Source organism: Paraburkholderia sediminicola (genome assembly GCF_046026895.1).
In the GTDB taxonomy this organism is placed as follows: Bacteria; Pseudomonadota; Gammaproteobacteria; order Burkholderiales; family Burkholderiaceae; genus Paraburkholderia; species Paraburkholderia sediminicola_C.
The window spans coordinates 98165-115742 of the sequence record NZ_JAQQEU010000004.1 but is presented as its reverse complement, the minus strand read 5'-3'; the positions used below and the strand labels follow the sequence as shown (position 1 = coordinate 115742).

The following is a 17578-nucleotide window of genomic DNA, read 5'->3' as shown; positions in this document are numbered from 1 at the left end:
TTAGGCCTTGACGTTCGCGCGAGCGTAGTCGATCGCTTGCTGAACGGTGGTGATCTTCTCGGCTTCTTCATCCGGAATTTCCATACCGAATTCGTCTTCGAGGGCCATCACGAGCTCGACGGTGTCGAGCGAGTCGGCGCCGAGGTCGTTCACGAACGAAGCTTCGTTCTTGATTTCAGCTTCTGCAACGCCCAGTTGTTCTGCGACGATCTTCTTGACGCGCTGTTCGATATTGTCCATTACCCCTCCAAGGGAAAAGAAGTTCAAAAATACAGGTGCGCGCATTTTATCAGGTTTGACCCGGCAAAAAAGCAGCGCATCGGGTTCCTGTCAAGGCATGCGCCTTACGCTTTTGCAAACACGTCAAGGCGCGGATAGTAACCGAATTTGGTGACTACATGTACATTCCGCCGTTCACGTGCAAGGTCGTGCCGGTGATATAACCCGCTTGCGGCGACGCGAGGAACGCGACGGCATGCGCGATATCTTCCGGACTGCCGAGGCGGCCCAGCGGAATCTGCGTTTTCAGCGCGGTCTGCTGCTCTGCCGGCAAGCCCTTGGTCATGTCGGTATCGATGAAGCCCGGCGCGACGCAATTCACGGTAATGCCACGGCTGCCGATCTCGCGTGCGAGCGCGCGCGTCATACCCGCGACGCCCGCTTTGGCCGCTGCGTAGTTGGCCTGGCCGGGATTGCCCGACGAACCGACCACCGACGTGATGTTGATGATGCGGCCGCCGCGCGCCTTCATCATCGGACGCAGAACCGCGCGCGACAGACGGAACACCGACCTGAGATTGGTGTCGATCACCGCATCCCATTCGTCGTCCTTCATGCGCATGGCGAGCTGGTCCTGCGTGATGCCGGCGTTGTTCACCAGCACGTGCAGCGCGCCGAATTCCTTCACGGTGCCATCGATCAGCGCGTCTGCCGCAGCCGCGTCGTTCACGTTGAGCACCGCGCCCCGGCCGTTTACGCCGGCTGCGTTAAACGCTTCGGTGATCGCCGTCGCGCCGCTTTCGCTGGTCGCGGTACCGATCACCGTCGCGCCCTGACGCGCCAGTTCCATCGCGATCGCACGGCCGATGCCGCGCGAAGCGCCCGTCACGATTGCGATCTGCTTGTCGAGAGTCTTTTCCATCTGTCAGTCCGAATGCCCTTCGGAGGGCTGATTGATTCCTGATGCCGTTGCGTGAGGCGACCGTTCAGCGCCGGCCTTCCGGCGCCGGCAGTACGACGAGGCGTCAGCCTGCCGTCACGAGCTTCAGCGTTTCTTCGAGCGACGCCGGATCGAGTACCGACGCGCCGACCAGGTTGCCATCGATGCGCTTGGTCAAACCCGCAAGGACCTTGCCCGGACCGCACTCGATCACGTGCGTGACGCCTTGCGCGGCCATCGCCTGGACGCTTTCGACCCAGCGCACAGCGCCGGCCGCCTGGCGCACCAGCGCGTCCTTGATCGCGGCCGGCTCGTTGACCACGGCGACGTCGACATTGTTGATGACCGGAATCGCCGGCACCTGCACATCGACGCTCGCCAGATACTCGCGCAGCTGATCCGACGCAGGTTTGAGCAGCGACGAATGGAACGGCGCCGACACCGGCAGCGGCAATGCGCGCTTGGCGCCCTTTGCCTTGGCGACCTCGCAAGCCTTTTCGACCGCGGCCTTGTGCCCGGCGATCACGACTTGCGCTGGCGCATTGAAATTCACCGCTTCGACGACTCCCGCCACCGAGGCTTCCGCGCAGACCGCGCGCACCGTGTCGTCGTCGAGGCCGAGAATCGCGGCCATGCCGCCTTCACCGACCGGCACCGCCGTCTGCATCGCTTGCGCGCGAAAACGCACGAGCGGCACGGCATCGCGAAACGCGAGCGCGCCGGCCGCGACCAGCGCGGTGTACTCGCCGAGGCTATGGCCTGCGACGAGCGCCGGCTTCGGTCCGCCTGCCTCCTGCCACGCGCGATAGATCGCATAGGCCGCGGTCAGCATGACCGGCTGGGTATTGGTGGTGAGGTTCAGATCTTCGACCGGGCCTTCGGCGATCAGCTTGCCGAGGTCCTGATTGAGCGCGTCGGACGCTTCCTGAACCGTCTCGCGCACGATCGCGTGATCGGCGAATGCGTTGAGCATGCCGACCGACTGCGAACCCTGCCCAGGAAAAACGAACGCAAATTTCATATCGTCCCCAAATTCGATTTAGTCAGATGTGGGCGGCGCGCGGCGTCGACAGGACGCCAGCGCGCGGGCGCTGCCGGGCAGCGCCTCTCGATGCGTCGCCGCCATCAGTAGCGGATAACCGACGCGCCCCAGGTGAAGCCGCCGCCGACGCCTTCGATCAGCACGTTCTGGCCGCGCTTGATGCGGCCGTCGCGCACCGCGACGTCGAATGCGAGCGGAATGGACGCAGCCGACGTATTGCCGTGCTCGCCCACCGTGACGACCATGCGTTCCTGCGGCAAGCCGAGCTTGCGGCATGTGCTTTGCATGATGCGGATGTTGGCTTGATGCGGAATCAGCCAGTCGATCTGCTCCGCTTTCAGATTGGCCTTTTCGAGCGCCTCGATCGCGACTTTTTCGAGCACGTTGACGGCGAGCTTGAACACCGCCTGCCCGTCCATATGCAGGAACGCGCTACCGGCCACCACGCCGCCGTTCACGTTGCCCGGCGTGCAGAGGATGTTCGAATGGCTGCCGTCCGCGTGCAATGCGCTTGCGAGCACGCCCGGTTGTTCGGACGCCTGCAGGATCACCGCGCCGGCGCCGTCGCCGAACAGCACGCAGGTGGTGCGGTCGTTGAAGTCGAGAATGCGCGAGAAGGTTTCCGCGCCGATCACGAGCGCCGTGCGATGCTGGCCGCTGCGAATGAAGCTGTCCGCCGTCGCCACTGCATACGCAAAGCCGGAACAGACGGCTTGCACGTCGAACGCAGCGCCGTGGTTCTTGATGCCGAGCTTGTTCTGCAACAGGCACGCCGTGCTCGGAAACACGAAGTCCGGCGTGGAGGTCGCGACGATGATCAGATCGATGGACTGCGGGTCGATATCCGCCGCTTCGATCGCGCGTTGCGCCGCGATCAATGACAGGTCGCTGGTCGTGACATCCGGCTCGGCGAAGTGGCGCGCGTGAATGCCCGTGCGCGCCACGATCCATTCGTCGCTCGTCTCGACGCCTTGCCTGGCGAGACGTTCAGCCAGATCCTGATTGGTGACGCGGTTGGGCGGCAGATAGCTGCCGGTACCCAGCACGCGGGAATAAATTGTGGATTGAGCCATTATGCCTTCGAGGATTGCGCAGCGTAGGGCTCGGCCGGCTGGCCTGCGATCGGGCTTGCGTGACCCGCACCGCTTGCGTCGCGCGCCGCCTGTTCGAGAGAACCCGCGTTCTCTTCCATTGCTCGCGCAAGGCGCTCCAGCACGCCGTTTTTGACGGCATCATACCCGCGTTTGATAGCCCACTCAAACGCGTAGGCGTCCGCGGAACCGTGGCTTTTGATCACCAGTCCGCGCAGACCGAGCAGCGCGGCACCGTTGTACTGCCGATGATCGACGCGCTTCTTGAAACGCATCAATACCGGCAATGCGAGCACCGCCATCACCTTCGTGAGCCATGAACGGCCGAACTCTTCCTTGATGATGTTGGACAGCATCTGCGCAAGACCTTCCGACGTCTTCAGCGCGACGTTGCCGACGAAACCGTCGCAGACGATCACGTCGACCGTGCCCTTGAAAATATCGTTACCTTCGACGTTGCCGTGAAAGTTAAGTGTACTCGCGCGCAGCAGTTCACCGGCGCGTTTGATGGTGTCATTGCCCTTGATGACTTCTTCGCCGATGTTGAGCAGCCCGATGGTGGGCCGCTCGCGGCCTTCGAGCGCGGACACGAGCGCGTGCCCCATCTCCGCGAACTGCAGCAGATGCTGCGGCTCGCAGTCGACGTTGGCGCCCAGGTCGAGCATCATCGTGTAGCCATTGGGATTGGGCAGCGCCGACGCGATGGCCGGGCGTTCGATGCCCGACAGCGTCTTCAGCACATAGCGCGACACCGCCATCAGTGCGCCGGTGTTGCCAGCGGAAATGCAGGCTTGCGCCTCGCCTTCCTTGACGCGGTTCAACGCCACGCGCATCGACGAATCTTTTTTCTTGCGCAGCGCAACCTCGACCGGATCGTCCATCGCGACGATCTCGGAAGCGGGCACAACGGTCAGCGCCGGCAGGTCTTGAGCCTTCAACTTCTTCAGCTGCGCACGAATCGCACTTTCAATGCCGACGAGAAGCAGCTGCGCGTCGGGATGCGAACGAGCGAAGTTGACGGCAGCGGGAACGGTCACGGACGGGCCGTGGTCGCCTCCCATGCAATCTATCGTGAGCTTTACTGTCATGGAGTGCGACGAATTTCAGGCGCTCTGCATGGGATCGCAGTAAGCGCCAAAGCTCCAACTGCGATCGACACAAAAAAGCGGCAAGTGAATGCCGCCTTTTTGCCGAGCCGGGAAAATGTCAAGCGAGCCGATCGCCACGCGAAACGCCAAAGGGCGCAACGCAGTGAAACGATTAGTCGTTCTTCGTCTTGACGACTTTCTTGCCGCGATAGTAGCCGTTCGGGCTAACGTGGTGACGCAGATGCACTTCGCCCGTGCTCGGCTCGACGGCCAGCGGCGCTGCCGTCAGGAAATCGTGCGAACGGTGCATGCCGCGCTTCGACGGCGACTTCTTATTTTGTTGAACTGCCATGACTTACTCCTAAAAATTTTCCGAATTCTAACACAGCCCGACCCGGTCTCCGCCATCGGCCAAACGGCCAATGCGCCCGCATCGCGCTCCCATGCAACTGTTCAGTGCTTCTTGTCGCCCCGCTCACCGCGCTTGAGACTTTCGAGCGCCGCGAACGGGTTGGGCCGCTCCGGCTCATCGCCTTCGCCAGCCTCGTCCGCTGCGGCTTCGTCGCCCTCGCCTTCGGCACCGGCCACACCAGAGACGAGGCTCTCGTGCACTTCGGGACAAACCTCGTGCTTGGGCACGAGCGGCAAGGAAAGCAGCAACTCTTCTTCGATCAAGTCGATGAGATCGAACTGGCGCGAGCCCACGATCACTTCGACTTCATCCTCGTCGAGCGGAAACTCTTCGGCTTCCGCCTCAGTGCTGACGATCCGGTAAGTTGCATCGACGTTGAACGCCTGCGAATACGGCGTCATGCACCGCTGACATTCGAGCCACGCGGCGCCGTGAACCGCCATCCTCAAATAAGGCTGGGGACCCTCGGTGCCGTCATCCTGCAATTCCGGTTGCGTCGCCCCTTCGGCTTGCCAGGTGAACGCGGTATCGCGGTCTGGCGCTTCTGCCGGGACTTCGTTTAACATGCGCGGCAGTTGCGAGACGCGCACGACACCCGCGGCCTGGCGCCCACTCCGCGCAAATTCGAACAGATCGAGCTCATGCGGGTCGGGCAGACCTGCAGGGTTGCCAAGATGTTGAGTCATTGTGCGCTCCTGCGTCGGCAAGAATTTCGCCGGGGTAAACCGCCAGGTTAATCGGTGTGCAAGACAGTCCGCGAAGCCCTCAGCGGCGTGCTCAATCAAACACACCAAGACCCGCCTAGCACAAGCATACCGATGAAAAGCCCGAAATCATATCCGTTTTGTCTTTTCGAGTCAAACACTTAAGTCCGTACGCGCGCGAGCTCCGCGCAGCCCCGTACGCCCCGCCTCCCTAGCCGTTGGTTGATCATGCCAGATTCCCCCAAACGCCCGCCCCGCCTCATTCTGGCGTCGAGTTCGCCGTATCGGCGCGAGTTGCTCGAACGGCTGCGCGTGCCGTTCGACGTCGTCGCGCCAGCGATTGACGAGACGCCGCTCGCCGGCGAAACGCCCGAAGCGACCGCTTTGCGGCTTGCAGAAGCCAAAGCGCGGGCGGTCGCAAGCTCACTTGCCGCCGCCGACGCCGCACTGGTGATCGGCTCCGACCAGGTGGCCACATACGACGGCCTGCAGGTCGGCAAACCGGGCTCGCACGAAAATGCGCTGGCCCAATTGCAGGCGATGCGTGGCCGCGAAGTGCTGTTCCATAGTGCGCTGTGTCTGTTCGACAGCGGCTCGGGCGTGGCGCAAACCGTCGACGTGGTGACCCGCGTGCAGTTTCGCCACCTGCCCGACGCCGCGCTCGAGGCCTATCTGCGAGCCGAAACGCCGTACGACGTCGCGGGCAGCGCCAAATCCGAAGGTCTCGGCATCGCGCTGCTCGAAGCCATCCATTCCGACGATCCCACCGCCCTTGTCGGCCTGCCGTTGATCGCACTGTCGCGCATGTTGCTGGCAGCCGGTTATCCACTTCTGGGGGCATCATGAGCGGTACGCTCTATCTGATTCCGAACACGCTCGGCGAAGGCGACGCCGCCGCGCTCGACGCCGTCCTGCCCGCCCCGGTGCGGGCGCGCGCGGCATCGCTGCACTACTACATCGGCGAAAACGCCAAAACCACGCGCGCATTCCTGAAGAAAGTCGGCACCGAGCGGCCGATCCAGGAAATCGAGATCCGGGAACTGAACGTCAACACGCCAGCGGGCGAAATCGACACGCTGCTCGCGCCGCTACTTGCCGGCACCGACGCTGGACTTGTTTCCGAGGCGGGCTGTCCAGCGGTCGCGGACCCCGGCGCGTTGCTGGTGCGCCGCGCGCACGAGCGCGGCGTGAAGGTCGTGCCGTTCGTCGGGCCGAGTTCGATTCTGCTGGCCTTGATGGCTTCAGGGCTCAACGGGCAGAGCTTCGCGTTTCACGGCTACCTGCCGGTGGACGCCGCCGAACGCGCCAAGCGTCTGCGCGACCTGGAACAGCAGTCGCGCAAAGGCAAGCAAACGCAGATTTTTATCGAAACGCCTTACCGGAACCGTCCACTGCTGGATACCTTGCTGGCGACGTGCGCCCCGTCCACGCTCGTGTGCGTAGCAGTCGACCTGACGCTGGAGACCGAAACCATCGCCAGCCACAGCGTGGCCGACTGGAAGAGGAAGCCAGCCATCGACCTGCACAAGCGGCCCGCTATTTTCCTCATGCTGGCGGTTTGACGGCAGGCCCGCTCAATAGAGAGGCTTCACGAAAAAAGCCCCGCGCAATCCATGACGATTACGCGGGGCTTCTCACTTGCCACACAGAGTTCGATCAACGCAGCTTGTATTTCCCGCCCAGCGCCATCGCGTGAACGGCGCCGCTGCCCACTGCCGCGCCGAATTTGCGCGCAACACGATCCGTAATGCTCTCTTTCACCGTGTAATCGACGATATCTGGCGCCTTGAACAGCTCACGGGCGACATAATCCGAGTCGCCGAAGCCGTCGGCAAGGCCCAGCTCGACGCTCTTCTGACCCGTCCAGAACAGTCCGGAGAACATATCTGGAGTTTCATGCAGCCGCTTGCCGCGGCCCTGACGCACTGCGTCGATGAACTGGGCGTGGATCTGATCCAGCATGTCCTGTGCATGTTCGTCCATCTTCGGCGTTTCCGGCGAGAACGGGTCGAAAAAACCCTTGTTCTCACCGGATGTATGCAGCCGGCGCTGAATCCCCAGTTTGTCCATCAGGCCCGTAAAACCGAAGCTATCCATCAGCACGCCGATCGAACCGACGATGCTCGCTTTGTCCACGTAGATCTTGTCCGCCGCTGCGGCCGCGTAGTAGCCGCCCGACGCGCACATGTCGCCGACTACGGCATACAGGGGAATTGACGGGTATTTGGTCCGCAAGCGCCGGATTTCGTTGTAAATGATGCCCGCCTGCACGGGACTGCCCCCCGGGCTGTTGCAGCGCAGGATCACGCCGGCAGTGCCGGAGTCGTCGAATGCACTATCCAATGCAGCATTGACATCTTCCGCGTTCGCATTCGTATCGTCAGAGATTTCGCCGTCAAGTGTCACCATCGCCGTGTGACGGCCTGTGACGGCAACCCGGTCGCCGGAGAAAGTGATGGCGCCCCATACAAGCAGCAGCAGCACGAGCAGAAAGAGAAAACGGAAGAAAATTTTCCAGCGCCGCGCCGTGCGCTGTTCGGCGATCGCCGCCATCGCGATGCGTTCGAGCGCCGCCCGCTCCCAACCGGGTTCATCGGCGGACGTGCGGGCGCGGCCGGTCAGGGAGGGGTCCTTCGGCTCGGGAGTCAAATTGTCGGACATGCGGGCTGTGGAAAGATGAAGGAGAAGTCAGGGCGTGGCCGGATGCAGTTCGCCGTCAGGCAGCCAGAACACGGCGCGGCCCTCCGGCGTGTCCCGTTCCTCAACCTGGACAGGACGCAATCTGCCGCCGCGGCACGGACCACCGACACATTTGCCGGTATCAGGCGCGTAAATCGCGCCATGTGTAGCGCACATCAAGTATAAACCGGACGATTCGAAGAACTGTCCTTCGGCCCAGTCGAGCTCCATCGGCACATGCGCGCATCGGTTCAGATAGCCATAGGCACGGCCTTCGTAGCGGACGAAAAACACCACCACATCGCCGCCGCCCAGCCGCGCGGCGCGGCGTACGCCCGCGCCGCCGTCCACCAGGTCGTCCGCCGCGCAAATGCGCACGGCTTGTGCCGCCGTCGCCGCCAGGCTCGCGCTCATGCGTTCTCTCGCAGCCAGCCAGACAGTGCGCTCACGCTGGAAGCGACGAATTTCGGCGACAGCGCGCTCAGCGCGCCGGCCGGGTGCGCGCCATAAGTCACGCCGATCCCCGCGACACCCGCGTTGATCGCCATCTGCAGATCGTGCGTGGTGTCGCCGACCATCACCGTGCGCACCGGATCCTGCCCCAGTTCGCGCGTCAGCTCGTGCAGCATCGCCGGATGCGGCTTCGAGAACGTCTCGTCGGCGCAGCGCGTGCCGTCGAACAGGCTGGTCAGCCGCGACTGGTCGAGCGCGCGGTTCAACCCGACGCGGCTCTTGCCCGTCGCCACCGCGAGCAGGTAGCCCTGATCGCGCAAATCCTGCAGCATCTCGCGCACGCCGGCGAACAGCTCGGTAGTCTGATCCTTCACCAGATAATGGAAGCGGTAACGCTCGGAAAGTCGCGGATAGTCGGACGGATCGAGCGTGGGCGCGGCAATCTGCAGCGCTTCGCGCAGGCCCAGACCGATCACGTAGCTCGCGGCCTCGTCGGCGGGAACCGGCAAGCCGAGATCGCGGCAGGCGGCCTGGATGCTGCGCGTGATGTGCGCGGTCGAATCCATCAGCGTGCCATCCCAGTCGAAAACGATCAGATCAAATTGCTCTCTAGCCATGCAGTGTCGACTCCGGGTTGGACCCATTTCGTAGTTCGTTGAGCTGCGCGATGAAGCTGCGGCACTCGGCGGGCATGGGCGCCTCGAGCTGCAACGGCGCGCCGGTGGCCGGATGCGTGAGCTTCAGCCGGTATGCGTGCAGGAACATGCGCTTCAGACCCGGCTTCGCGCTGGCGCGCGCCAGCGCCTTGTTCAGCGCGAAGTCGCCGTATTTGGCGTCGCCGACGATCGGCAGTTCCAGATGCTGCAAATGAACCCGGATCTGATGCGTGCGGCCGGTCTTCAACTCCGCCTCCAGCAGCGCGTAGCCGGACCAGCTGTCGATCAGATTGAAAACGGTATGCGACGCCAGACCGTCTTCCTGCACGCGCACGCGGCGTTCGCCGTCCGCGGTCAGGTACTTGTGCAGCGGCGCCTTGACCGCGCGGCGGCGGCCCCAATCGCTCGCCCACACGCCATGCACGCACGCATAGTAGCGCTTGTCCATTTTGTTCTCGCGAATCTGCTCGTGCAGATTGACGAGCGCGGCACGCTTCTTGGCGAGCATCAGGATGCCGGAGGTTTCCCGATCCAGCCGATGCACCAGTTCGAGGAACCTGGCCTGCGGCCGTGCTTCGCGCATCTGCTCGATCACGCCGAACGCGACGCCGCTGCCGCCATGAACCGCGACGCCGGCCGGCTTGTCGATGACGAGCAGGTGATCGTCTTCGAAAACGATGGGGAAATTGGCGCTCGGCACGCTCACGTGCGCGGCCGCTTCGTTCGGTTGCGCGACGCGGATCGGCGGCACGCGCACGAGGTCGCCGAGTTCGAGCCGGTACTGCGCGTCTATCCGGCCCTTATTGACCCGCACTTCGCCGCTGCGCAGGATGCGATAAATATGGCTCTTGGGCACGCCTTTACAGACGCGCAACAGGAAGTTGTCGATGCGCTGACCCGCCGCGCTGTCGTCGATCTCGATGACGGAGACCTGGTCGCTTGCGACCGATTTCTGGGATATTTTGCCTAACTCTTTCATTCTGAATATAATTTGCCCAGCAGTCTGCGGCGGCCGGCGCAGTGACCGGAATTCGGGCGGATTGCGCAGGTGCAAGCGATAAACGGTTATTTTACTTGCGCCGGGGTCTGGTTGCTCACCCTCAATTTGAGATGCAACGAGTTGCACGCACGAAGTCAGTACCCGGCAGGGACGGCGCCCACAGGCGCGTTCGGTCAAGGTCGGCTTCGACGGTAACGGAATTTTGGTAAAAAAGAATTTAACTTCAGCTTCGAAATCGGGCGGTCTGACGCCTGCTGTACGAAGCTGCGGGTTGCGAATATACGGCGTGCGCCCGAGGCGTCTTGTAGAAAGTACAAGGCATGGCGACGTCAAAATGAGGCGAGACACCCCCAGCAGGAAAAGACGCGCCGCCTGCGCGAACTTCCCGCTGCGGCATGACCGCAGCCTCCGACCCTCCGGTCACGCGCCCAGTTGGCGCACCGGCGAGAGTGGACGAAAGGCTTATCAAGGTCTGCCGGCAGAACCCGCGGCGTGTCGGGTCGTTATTTGAAGCCGTGTTCGCATGTGCCCTGCGGCACCGCGCCCATTTTTGAATGGGGCCGGGCCCTCTCAGGCAATTCTCCCGCCATCTTTCCCGCTCCAGCGTGCTTGTGAAAACACAATAAGGCGCGGCATGCCGCTGCCTCTTCGCTCTCGCGACTGACAACCGCGCAGCGAGAGGGCGGGCTAAGCCGCTCTGGAGTCGTTCAATGAAACGAATGTTGTTCAATGCGACGCAGCAGGAAGAACTGCGCGTCGCCATCGTAGATGGGCAAAAACTCATCGATATCGACATCGAAACCGCCGGCCGCGAACAGCGCAAAGGCAATATTTACAAGGGCATCATCACCCGCATCGAGCCGTCGCTCGAAGCCTGTTTCGTCAACTATGGCGAAGACCGCCACGGCTTCCTGCCGTTCAAGGAAGTCGCCCGTCAGTATTTCCGCGACGGCGTCGACATGCGCTCCGCGCGCATTCAGGACGCGCTGAAGGAAGGCCAGGAACTGATCGTTCAGGTCGAAAAGGAAGAGCGCGGCAACAAGGGCGCGGCCCTCACCACGTTCATCTCGCTCGCCGGCCGGTATCTCGTTCTGATGCCGAACAATCCGCGCGGCGGCGGCGTGTCGCGCCGCATCGAAGGCGACGACCGTCAGGAACTGCGCGAAACCATGGCGCAGCTGCAATTGCCGGAAGGCATGAGCATCATCGCGCGCACGGCTGGCATTGGCCGCAGCGCCGAAGAACTGCAATGGGACCTGAACTACCTGATGCAGCTGTGGCGCGCGATCGAAGCCGCGTCGCAAAGCGGTTCGAGCGGCCAGCCGATGCTGATCTATCTCGAATCGAGTCTCGTGATCCGCGCGATCCGCGATTATTTCCAGCCGGATATCGGCGAAATCCTGATCGACACCACCGAAATCCATGACCAGGCACGCGCCTTCATGGACATCGTGATGCCGGACAATGTCAGCAAGGTGAAGCGGTATCACGACGACGTGCCGCTCTTCTCGCGCTTCCAGATCGAACACCAGATCGAGACGGCGTACTCGCGCACGGTGCCGCTGCCGTCGGGCGGTGCGATCGTGATCGACCACACCGAAGCGCTGGTCGCGATCGACGTGAACTCGGCGCGCGCCACCAAGGGCGCGGACATCGAGGAAACGGCCGCGCGCACCAACCTCGAAGCCGCCGACGAAGTCGCCCGCCAGTTGCGCCTGCGCGACCTGGGCGGCCTGATCGTGATCGACTTCATCGACATGGAGTCGGCCAAGAGCCAGCGCGAAGTCGAGCAGCGCCTGAAAGATGCGCTCAAGCACGACCGCGCGCGCGTCCAGATGGGCAAGATCTCGCGCTTCGGTCTGATGGAACTGTCGCGTCAGCGTCTGCGTCCGGCCCTGTCAGAAGGCAGCCACGTGACCTGCCCGCGCTGTAACGGCACGGGCCACATCCGCGATACCGAATCGTCCGCGCTGCAAGTGCTGCGGATCATTCAGGAAGAAGCGATGAAGGAAAACACCGCGGCAATCCATTGCCAGGTGCCGGTCGAGGTAACCGCCTTCCTGTTGAACGAAAAGCGCGCCGAAATCAACAAGATCGAGTCGCGCTTCAAGGTCAGTGTCGTTCTGATTCCGAACAAGCACCTCGATACGCCGCATTACAAGCTCGAGCGTCTGCGTCACGACGACGCGCGCCTCGACGAGCCGCGCGCATCGTGGAAGATGGCCGAAGAAGCGGCTCGCGAACTGGAATCTGAAACGGGTTACAGCAAGCGCGCCGAGGAAGTGAAGCCGAAGCAGGAAGCGGCGGTCAAGGGCATCACGCCTGAAAAGCCGGCGCCGAGCGCACCGGTTCGCCCGGCGGCGCCCCCGGCTCCGATCGCTGTGACGCCGGCGAGCGGCGGTTTCATCGGCTGGCTGAAGAACCTGTTCGGCATGCAGCCGGCCGCGCCGGCGCCTGTCGCACCGGCCGCAACCGAGAAGCAGGCGCGGGCGCAACGCGGCGAACGCCCGGAGCGCGGCGAGCGCACCGGCGAACGCGGCGGCGATCGCAACCGTAGTCGGCGTGGCGGCGCGGCTGGCCGCGATGCGGCGGCCCGCGGCGAAGGCACAGCCGGCGGCCGTCAGGCTCAAGGCCAGCAACCGTCGCAGCGTCGCGAAGAACGCGAACCGCGTGAAGGCCGCGAGCTGCGTGAAGCACGCGAAGGCCGCGAGGCTCGCGAGCCGCGAGGCAATCGTGAAGCGCGTGAGCCGCGTGAGGCCCGCGAAGGCCGTGAACCGCGCGAAGCACGCGAGCCGCGTGAAGCTCGCGAGGGTCGCGAAAATCGTGATCGCGACAATCGCGGTGCTGAGCGCGCGGAATCGGTGGAAGGCGCAACGCGCGCCGAGCGTGGCGAGCGCCGTGAACGTGGCGAGCGGGCTGAGCGCGGCGAACGTCGCAAGCAGCCAGCGGAAACCACGGATGCACTGAGCACGCAAGCCGAAGCGCAACCGGCGGACGAACTGGCGCGCAGCCAGGCCGCGCTGGGCGAAAACGGCGCGCCGATCGATCAGGAAGCGGTCGCGCGTGACGGTGAAGAGCGCCGTCGCCGCCGTCGGGGCCGTCGCGGTGGCCGTCGTGAACGTGAAGAGGACGTGAACGGCAACCTCGCAGCGGACGTCGCGGAAGCCGAAGGCGACGACCTCAGCGTCAGCGACGACACACCGGTGCGCACGGTTCAACAGCCGGTCGAGCACAAGGCGCAAGTCAGCGAAGCGAAGGAAGTGACGCCGGTGGAAGTGGTGGTCGCGGCTGTAGCGACTGAAACCGCCGTCGTGACCGAACTGCACGCGGCGACCGAAACAACGGCTCTCGCCGCCGAAAAGGCTGCGAAGACGGAAACGACGGTGCCGGTCGAACACGCGCCGGCCACGCGGGTTGCGGTTGAGCCGGTTGCGGTTGAGCCAGCAGCGGTTGAACCGGTTGCAGAAGTGCCGGTGGCACAAGCCACTCCCGCCGCCAGCGAGACGGTTTCGCCGGTCGAACCGGTTGCCCGTGCCGAAGCTCCGGCCCAGGCGCATGGCGAAGCGCCGGCCGTCGAAACGCCGGCCGCTCCGGCTCCGGTCAATACTGCGGCTCCGGCGGCGGTGATCGAAGCACCGGCGGTGACGCCCGCGCCGCAAGCAGAGATCGTCGAAGCACAGCCGGTAGAGGCCGAAGTTGCGGCGCAGCCCGCTGCGATCGAACCGGCACCGGTCGCCGCGGCAATGCCGGCAGCGCAGGCACCGCGCGACGCCGTGTCGGCGGAAGCCCTGGAGCCGGTGCTGGAACAGGCCGGTCTTGTGTGGGTGAACACCGACACCGCAAAATGGCGTGCCGCGCAGGAAGCCGCTGCGCAGACCGCCAAGCCGGCCCGCGTGGTGCGTGAGCGCAAGCCGTTGCCGCCGCTCGACAACGCGCCGATGCAACAAGTGGAAACGGGGAAGCACCCGCAGTAAGATAGCCCGCCGCACTCAAAAAGCCCGCCCTACCCGGCGGGCTTTTTGCATATAGGGGTGCAACCGGCAGACCGGATGCGTTGGGACATGCCGCTCCCGGTATACCCGACAAGGCCCGGCTCCCGAGTGTCGTCAAAAGCATTTCCGATAGAATGGCTATCTAGCCCTCCACTTGAGCAGTCAAAGAAACACGCCATGTCCCGACGCATCATCCCAGTTGCCGACCTCAGCGCGGCGCCGGTCATTGCCGGCCCTGTGCAGACGCCTCGTGGCGTGCTGCACGACGCGTTGTTGCGTCCGCTGCGGGACCTGCGCATTTCGGTAACGGACCGCTGCAATTTCCGGTGTGTCTATTGCATGCCGCGCGCGGTGTTCGACAAGGACTACGCATTCCTGCCGCACAGCGCGTTGTTGAGCTTCGAGGAAATCGAACGGCTGGCGCGACTTGGCGTCGCACATGGCGTGGAAAAGATTCGTCTGACGGGTGGCGAGCCGCTCCTGCGCAAAAATCTGGAATTCCTGATTGAACGGCTCGCGCAACTGACTACCCCGGCGGGCCGCCCGGTCGACCTGACGCTGACCACCAACGGCTCGCTGCTGGTACGCAAGGCCCGGAGCCTGAAAGACGCCGGACTGAGCCGCGTCACCGTCAGTCTCGATGCACTCGACGACACGCTGTTTCGCCGCATGAACGACGCCGACTTCGCGGTCGCCGACGTGCTGGACGGTATCGCCGCGGCGCACGCGGTGGGGCTCGCGCCGGTCAAGGTCAACATGGTCGTCAAGCGCGGTACCAACGACAGCGAAATACTGCCGATGGCGCGCCACTTCAAAGGCTCGGGCACGATGCTGCGCTTCATCGAATACATGGACGTCGGCACGTCGAACGGCTGGAACATGGCCGAAGTGTTGCCGTCGGCCGACGTCGTGACGCGCATCGCCGAGCAGTTCCCGCTCGTGCCGCTCGAAGCGCACAGCGCCGCCGAGACCGCGCAGCGCTGGGGTTACGTGGACGGAAGCGGCGAGATCGGCGTGATTTCGAGCGTCACGCGCGCGTTTTGCGGCAGTTGCACGCGCGCGCGGCTGTCGACCGAAGGCAAGCTGTACCTTTGCCTGTTCGCATCGTCTGGTCACGACCTGCGCGCGTTACTGCGCGGCGGCGCGAGCGACGCCGAGATCGCCACCGTCATCGCGGAAATCTGGCAAGGCCGCAGCGACCGCTATTCGCAACTGCGCGGCAGCTATCCAGCCGACTCTCGCGAGCACGCTGGCCGCCGCGTCGAAATGTCGTACATCGGCGGCTGAGCGGCCGGAGCATGCAAATCACGCGCGAACAGATCACCGGCCTGCTGCTGGCGGGCGGTCGCGGCAAGCGCATGGGCGGGGTCGACAAGGGCCTGCAAACGCTACACGGCGAGCCGCTCGCCGTCCATGTGCTGAGGCGCCTGGCGCCGCAAGCCGGCGCGCTGCTGATCAGCGCCAATCGCCATCCCGACACCTATGCCGCCCTCGGCGCGCCATTCGGCGCGGCGATCGTGGCCGATACGCTGCCCGGCTTCCCGGGACCGCTGGCGGGCTTGCTCGCCGGCCTGCGCGCGAGCGCGACGCCCTATCTGCTGAGCGCGCCCTGCGACTCACCCTGGCTGCCCGCCGATCTCGCCGCGCACCTGGCGCACGCGCTAAGCGCGAACCAGGCCGACATCGCCACCGCCGCGACCGTCGACGCCGACGACAACACGGCCCTCCACCCTGTCTTCGCGCTGCTGCGCACCGGACTCGCGGACGACCTCTCGGAGTTTCTGGACGCCGGCGAGCGCAAAGTCCGCGCGTGGTACGCACGCCACAGGACGGTGGAAGTCGTCTTTACCGACGAGCGCGCGTTTTACAATGCCAACTCGTTACAAGAACTCGCCGACCTCGAACGTGATCGAGGCCACGGTTGATCTCCGCCCGGCCGCACGGCAACAGCCGCGCCCTTCTCCGGTCGCGACGCCCAGCCCTTCATGACCACGCTTAACGAATTTTCCCGCTGCGTCGCGCAATACGATCCTCAAGCGCTACCCGTTCCGGCCGCGCAGGCCATTGTTCGCCAGTGGGCCGCACCGGTCACGGCCGTTGAACGCGTGGCATTGCGCGACGCGCTCGACCGCGTGCTCGCCGCCGACATCGTGTCGCCGATCGACGTTCCGTCGCATGACAATTCCGCGATGGACGGCTACGCGTTCAACCGCGCGGCGCTGGCAACGGCAGCATCCACCGTCGATCTGAGCATCGCCGGCAAGGCGCTGGCCGGGCATCCGTTCGCGGGCCGCGTCGAGGCGAGCCAATGCGTGCGCGTCATGACCGGTGCCTGCATGCCCGCTGACTGCGACACGGTCGTGCCGCAGGAGCTAGTCGAGCGCAGCGCGGATGCGACATCGATCCGTTTCGCGGCCGACGCCGTTTCGCCCGGCGCCAATCGCCGCCTCGCCGGCGAAGATCTCGCGCGCGGCCATGCCGCGCTAAAGGCCGGCCGCATCGTGCAGGCGTCGGACCTCGGGCTGCTGGCATCGCTCGGGATCGGCGAAGTGAATGTGCGACGGCGCCTGCGCGTCGCGTTCTTCTCGACCGGCGACGAATTGCGCTCGCTTGGCGAGCCGCTCGATGCAGGCTCCGTGTATGACAGCAACCGCTACACGCTGTTTGCGATGCTGCGGCGGCTGAACGTCGACGCGCTCGATCTCGGCGTGGTGCGCGACGAGCCCGCCGCGCTGGACGCCGCGTTGCGCAGCGCCGCGGCGAGCGCCGACGTGGTGCTGACCTCGGGCGGCGTGTCGGTCGGCGAGGCCGATTTCACGAGGCAACTGCTGCAGACCTTCGGCGACGTCGCGTTCTGGAGTCTGGCGATGCGGCCAGGCCGGCCGCTCGCGTTCGGCCGGATCTGGTCAGGGGCGCGGCCGGGCGCCGGGCAGCCGGCGCTATTCTTCGGGTTGCCGGGCAATCCGGTCGCCGTGATGGTCGCGTTCTATCAGATCGTGCGGGAAGTGTTGCTGCTGATGTCCGGCGCGACGCCGCGCCCGCTGCCGACGATTCACGCGAGGAGCCGCCAGGCCATCCACAAACGCCCCGGCCGCACCGAGTTCCAGCGCGGCATCGCGGAGCAGGACGCGCACGGACACTGGCGCGTCACGCCGACCGGCTCGCAAAGCTCGGGCGTGCTGAGTTCGATGAGCGAAGCCAATTGTTTTATCGTGCTCGGGCACGACGAAGGCGCGATTGCCGAGGGAGAATGCGTCGCGATCATGTTATTCGACGGCCTCGTTTAAGCGCGAACGGCCGTC

Annotated in this window: 17 protein-coding genes; 6 read left to right on the top strand and 11 right to left on the bottom strand. The window is 64.5% G+C overall.

What is annotated here, in order from left to right:
* The 7 genes from acpP to PQR02_RS04555 form a co-directional block, all read right to left on the bottom strand.
* Positions 1-240: an acyl carrier protein gene (gene acpP, locus PQR02_RS04585; protein ID WP_004197638.1), complete on the bottom strand. Its 240-nt coding sequence runs from the start codon at positions 238-240 to the stop codon at positions 1-3.
* 154 nt (positions 241-394) lie between these two features.
* Positions 395-1141, bottom strand: coding sequence for a 3-oxoacyl-ACP reductase FabG (gene fabG / locus PQR02_RS04580; RefSeq protein WP_408226107.1), 747 nt, complete (start codon positions 1139-1141; stop codon positions 395-397).
* A gap of 103 nt (positions 1142-1244) precedes the next feature.
* Positions 1245-2180 (bottom strand): ACP S-malonyltransferase, encoded by a 936-nt coding sequence (fabD, locus tag PQR02_RS04575; RefSeq protein WP_408226104.1) that lies wholly within the window; start codon positions 2178-2180, stop codon positions 1245-1247.
* A 104-nt stretch (positions 2181-2284) separates the two neighbouring features.
* Positions 2285-3274 carry a beta-ketoacyl-ACP synthase III gene (locus PQR02_RS04570; protein WP_408226101.1) on the bottom strand — a complete coding sequence of 330 codons (990 nt, stop codon included), beginning with the start codon at positions 3272-3274 and terminating at the stop codon, positions 2285-2287.
* Positions 3274-4380, bottom strand: a complete 1107-nt coding sequence (gene plsX / locus PQR02_RS04565; RefSeq protein WP_408226098.1) for a phosphate acyltransferase PlsX — start codon at positions 4378-4380, stop codon at positions 3274-3276. Before plsX ends, PQR02_RS04570 begins: the two co-directional genes overlap by 1 nt.
* A gap of 172 nt (positions 4381-4552) precedes the next feature.
* Entirely contained in the window at positions 4553-4732 is a 180-nt protein-coding gene (gene rpmF / locus PQR02_RS04560) for a 50S ribosomal protein L32 (protein WP_006051932.1), read from the bottom strand.
* 101 nt (positions 4733-4833) lie between these two features.
* Entirely contained in the window at positions 4834-5478 is a 645-nt protein-coding gene (locus PQR02_RS04555) for a YceD family protein (RefSeq protein ID WP_408226384.1), read from the bottom strand.
* Positions 5479-5724: 246 nt separating this feature from the next.
* On the opposite strand from PQR02_RS04555, the gene PQR02_RS04550 reads away from it, so the two are divergent.
* The gene (locus PQR02_RS04550; RefSeq protein ID WP_408226095.1) at positions 5725-6342 is read left to right on the top strand and encodes a Maf-like protein; all 618 of its coding nucleotides are present in this window, start codon (positions 5725-5727) and stop codon (positions 6340-6342) included.
* The gene (locus PQR02_RS04545; RefSeq protein WP_408226092.1) at positions 6339-7058 is read left to right on the top strand and encodes an SAM-dependent methyltransferase; all 720 of its coding nucleotides are present in this window, start codon (positions 6339-6341) and stop codon (positions 7056-7058) included. The genes PQR02_RS04550 and PQR02_RS04545 overlap by 4 nt, the downstream gene beginning before the upstream one ends.
* Positions 7059-7152: 94 nt before the next feature.
* Here PQR02_RS04545 and PQR02_RS04540 read toward each other — a convergent pair whose 3' ends face one another.
* Genes PQR02_RS04540 through PQR02_RS04525 form a run of 4 tightly spaced genes read right to left on the bottom strand, consistent with a single transcriptional unit; the run spans position 7153 to position 10263 of the window.
* Complete coding sequence (locus PQR02_RS04540) at positions 7153-8157, bottom strand: S49 family peptidase (protein ID WP_408226089.1); 1005 nt, start codon at positions 8155-8157, stop codon at positions 7153-7155.
* Between the two features lie 27 nt (positions 8158-8184).
* Positions 8185-8589: a Rieske (2Fe-2S) protein gene (locus PQR02_RS04535; protein ID WP_408226086.1), complete on the bottom strand. Its 405-nt coding sequence runs from the start codon at positions 8587-8589 to the stop codon at positions 8185-8187.
* Positions 8586-9245: an HAD-IA family hydrolase gene (locus PQR02_RS04530; RefSeq protein ID WP_408226083.1), complete on the bottom strand. Its 660-nt coding sequence runs from the start codon at positions 9243-9245 to the stop codon at positions 8586-8588. Before PQR02_RS04530 ends, PQR02_RS04535 begins: the two co-directional genes overlap by 4 nt.
* The gene (locus PQR02_RS04525; RefSeq protein WP_408226080.1) at positions 9238-10263 is read right to left on the bottom strand and encodes an RluA family pseudouridine synthase; all 1026 of its coding nucleotides are present in this window, start codon (positions 10261-10263) and stop codon (positions 9238-9240) included. The genes PQR02_RS04530 and PQR02_RS04525 overlap by 8 nt, the downstream gene beginning before the upstream one ends.
* Positions 10264-10994: 731 nt before the next feature.
* On the opposite strand from PQR02_RS04525, the gene PQR02_RS04520 reads away from it, so the two are divergent.
* The 4 genes from PQR02_RS04520 to moeA all read left to right on the top strand — a co-directional run bounded on the left by PQR02_RS04520 (position 10995) and on the right by moeA (position 17563).
* The gene (locus PQR02_RS04520) at positions 10995-14258 is read left to right on the top strand and encodes an Rne/Rng family ribonuclease (protein WP_408226077.1); all 3264 of its coding nucleotides are present in this window, start codon (positions 10995-10997) and stop codon (positions 14256-14258) included.
* Positions 14259-14453: 195 nt separating this feature from the next.
* Complete coding sequence (moaA, locus tag PQR02_RS04515) at positions 14454-15563, top strand: GTP 3',8-cyclase MoaA (protein ID WP_408226074.1); 1110 nt, start codon at positions 14454-14456, stop codon at positions 15561-15563.
* An 11-nt stretch (positions 15564-15574) separates the two neighbouring features.
* Positions 15575-16201, top strand: a complete 627-nt coding sequence (gene mobA / locus PQR02_RS04510) for a molybdenum cofactor guanylyltransferase MobA (protein ID WP_408226071.1) — start codon at positions 15575-15577, stop codon at positions 16199-16201.
* Positions 16202-16261: 60 nt separating this feature from the next.
* Complete coding sequence (gene moeA / locus PQR02_RS04505; RefSeq protein ID WP_408226068.1) at positions 16262-17563, top strand: molybdopterin molybdotransferase MoeA; 1302 nt, start codon at positions 16262-16264, stop codon at positions 17561-17563.
* The last annotated feature ends 15 nt before the right edge of the window (positions 17564-17578 follow it).

Coding starts and splice junctions, on each gene's coding strand:
- fabG (WP_408226107.1), bottom strand. CDS start 1,141: ATGGAAAAGACTCTCGACAAGCAGATCGCAATCGTGACGGGCGCTTCG.
- PQR02_RS04555 (WP_408226384.1), bottom strand. CDS start 5,478: ATGACTCAACATCTTGGCAACCCTGCAGGTCTGCCCGACCCGCATGAG.
- plsX (WP_408226098.1), bottom strand. CDS start 4,380: ATGACAGTAAAGCTCACGATAGATTGCATGGGAGGCGACCACGGCCCG.
- moaA (WP_408226074.1), top strand. CDS start 14,454: ATGTCCCGACGCATCATCCCAGTTGCCGACCTCAGCGCGGCGCCGGTC.
- PQR02_RS04535 (WP_408226086.1), bottom strand. CDS start 8,589: ATGAGCGCGAGCCTGGCGGCGACGGCGGCACAAGCCGTGCGCATTTGC.
- PQR02_RS04540 (WP_408226089.1), bottom strand. CDS start 8,157: ATGTCCGACAATTTGACTCCCGAGCCGAAGGACCCCTCCCTGACCGGC.
- PQR02_RS04530 (WP_408226083.1), bottom strand. CDS start 9,245: ATGGCTAGAGAGCAATTTGATCTGATCGTTTTCGACTGGGATGGCACG.
- PQR02_RS04520 (WP_408226077.1), top strand. CDS start 10,995: ATGAAACGAATGTTGTTCAATGCGACGCAGCAGGAAGAACTGCGCGTC.
- fabD (WP_408226104.1), bottom strand. CDS start 2,180: ATGAAATTTGCGTTCGTTTTTCCTGGGCAGGGTTCGCAGTCGGTCGGC.
- PQR02_RS04525 (WP_408226080.1), bottom strand. CDS start 10,263: ATGAAAGAGTTAGGCAAAATATCCCAGAAATCGGTCGCAAGCGACCAG.
- mobA (WP_408226071.1), top strand. CDS start 15,575: ATGCAAATCACGCGCGAACAGATCACCGGCCTGCTGCTGGCGGGCGGT.
- rpmF (WP_006051932.1), bottom strand. CDS start 4,732: ATGGCAGTTCAACAAAATAAGAAGTCGCCGTCGAAGCGCGGCATGCAC.
- acpP (WP_004197638.1), bottom strand. CDS start 240: ATGGACAATATCGAACAGCGCGTCAAGAAGATCGTCGCAGAACAACTG.
- PQR02_RS04550 (WP_408226095.1), top strand. CDS start 5,725: ATGCCAGATTCCCCCAAACGCCCGCCCCGCCTCATTCTGGCGTCGAGT.
- PQR02_RS04545 (WP_408226092.1), top strand. CDS start 6,339: ATGAGCGGTACGCTCTATCTGATTCCGAACACGCTCGGCGAAGGCGAC.
- moeA (WP_408226068.1), top strand. CDS start 16,262: ATGACCACGCTTAACGAATTTTCCCGCTGCGTCGCGCAATACGATCCT.
- PQR02_RS04570 (WP_408226101.1), bottom strand. CDS start 3,274: ATGGCTCAATCCACAATTTATTCCCGCGTGCTGGGTACCGGCAGCTAT.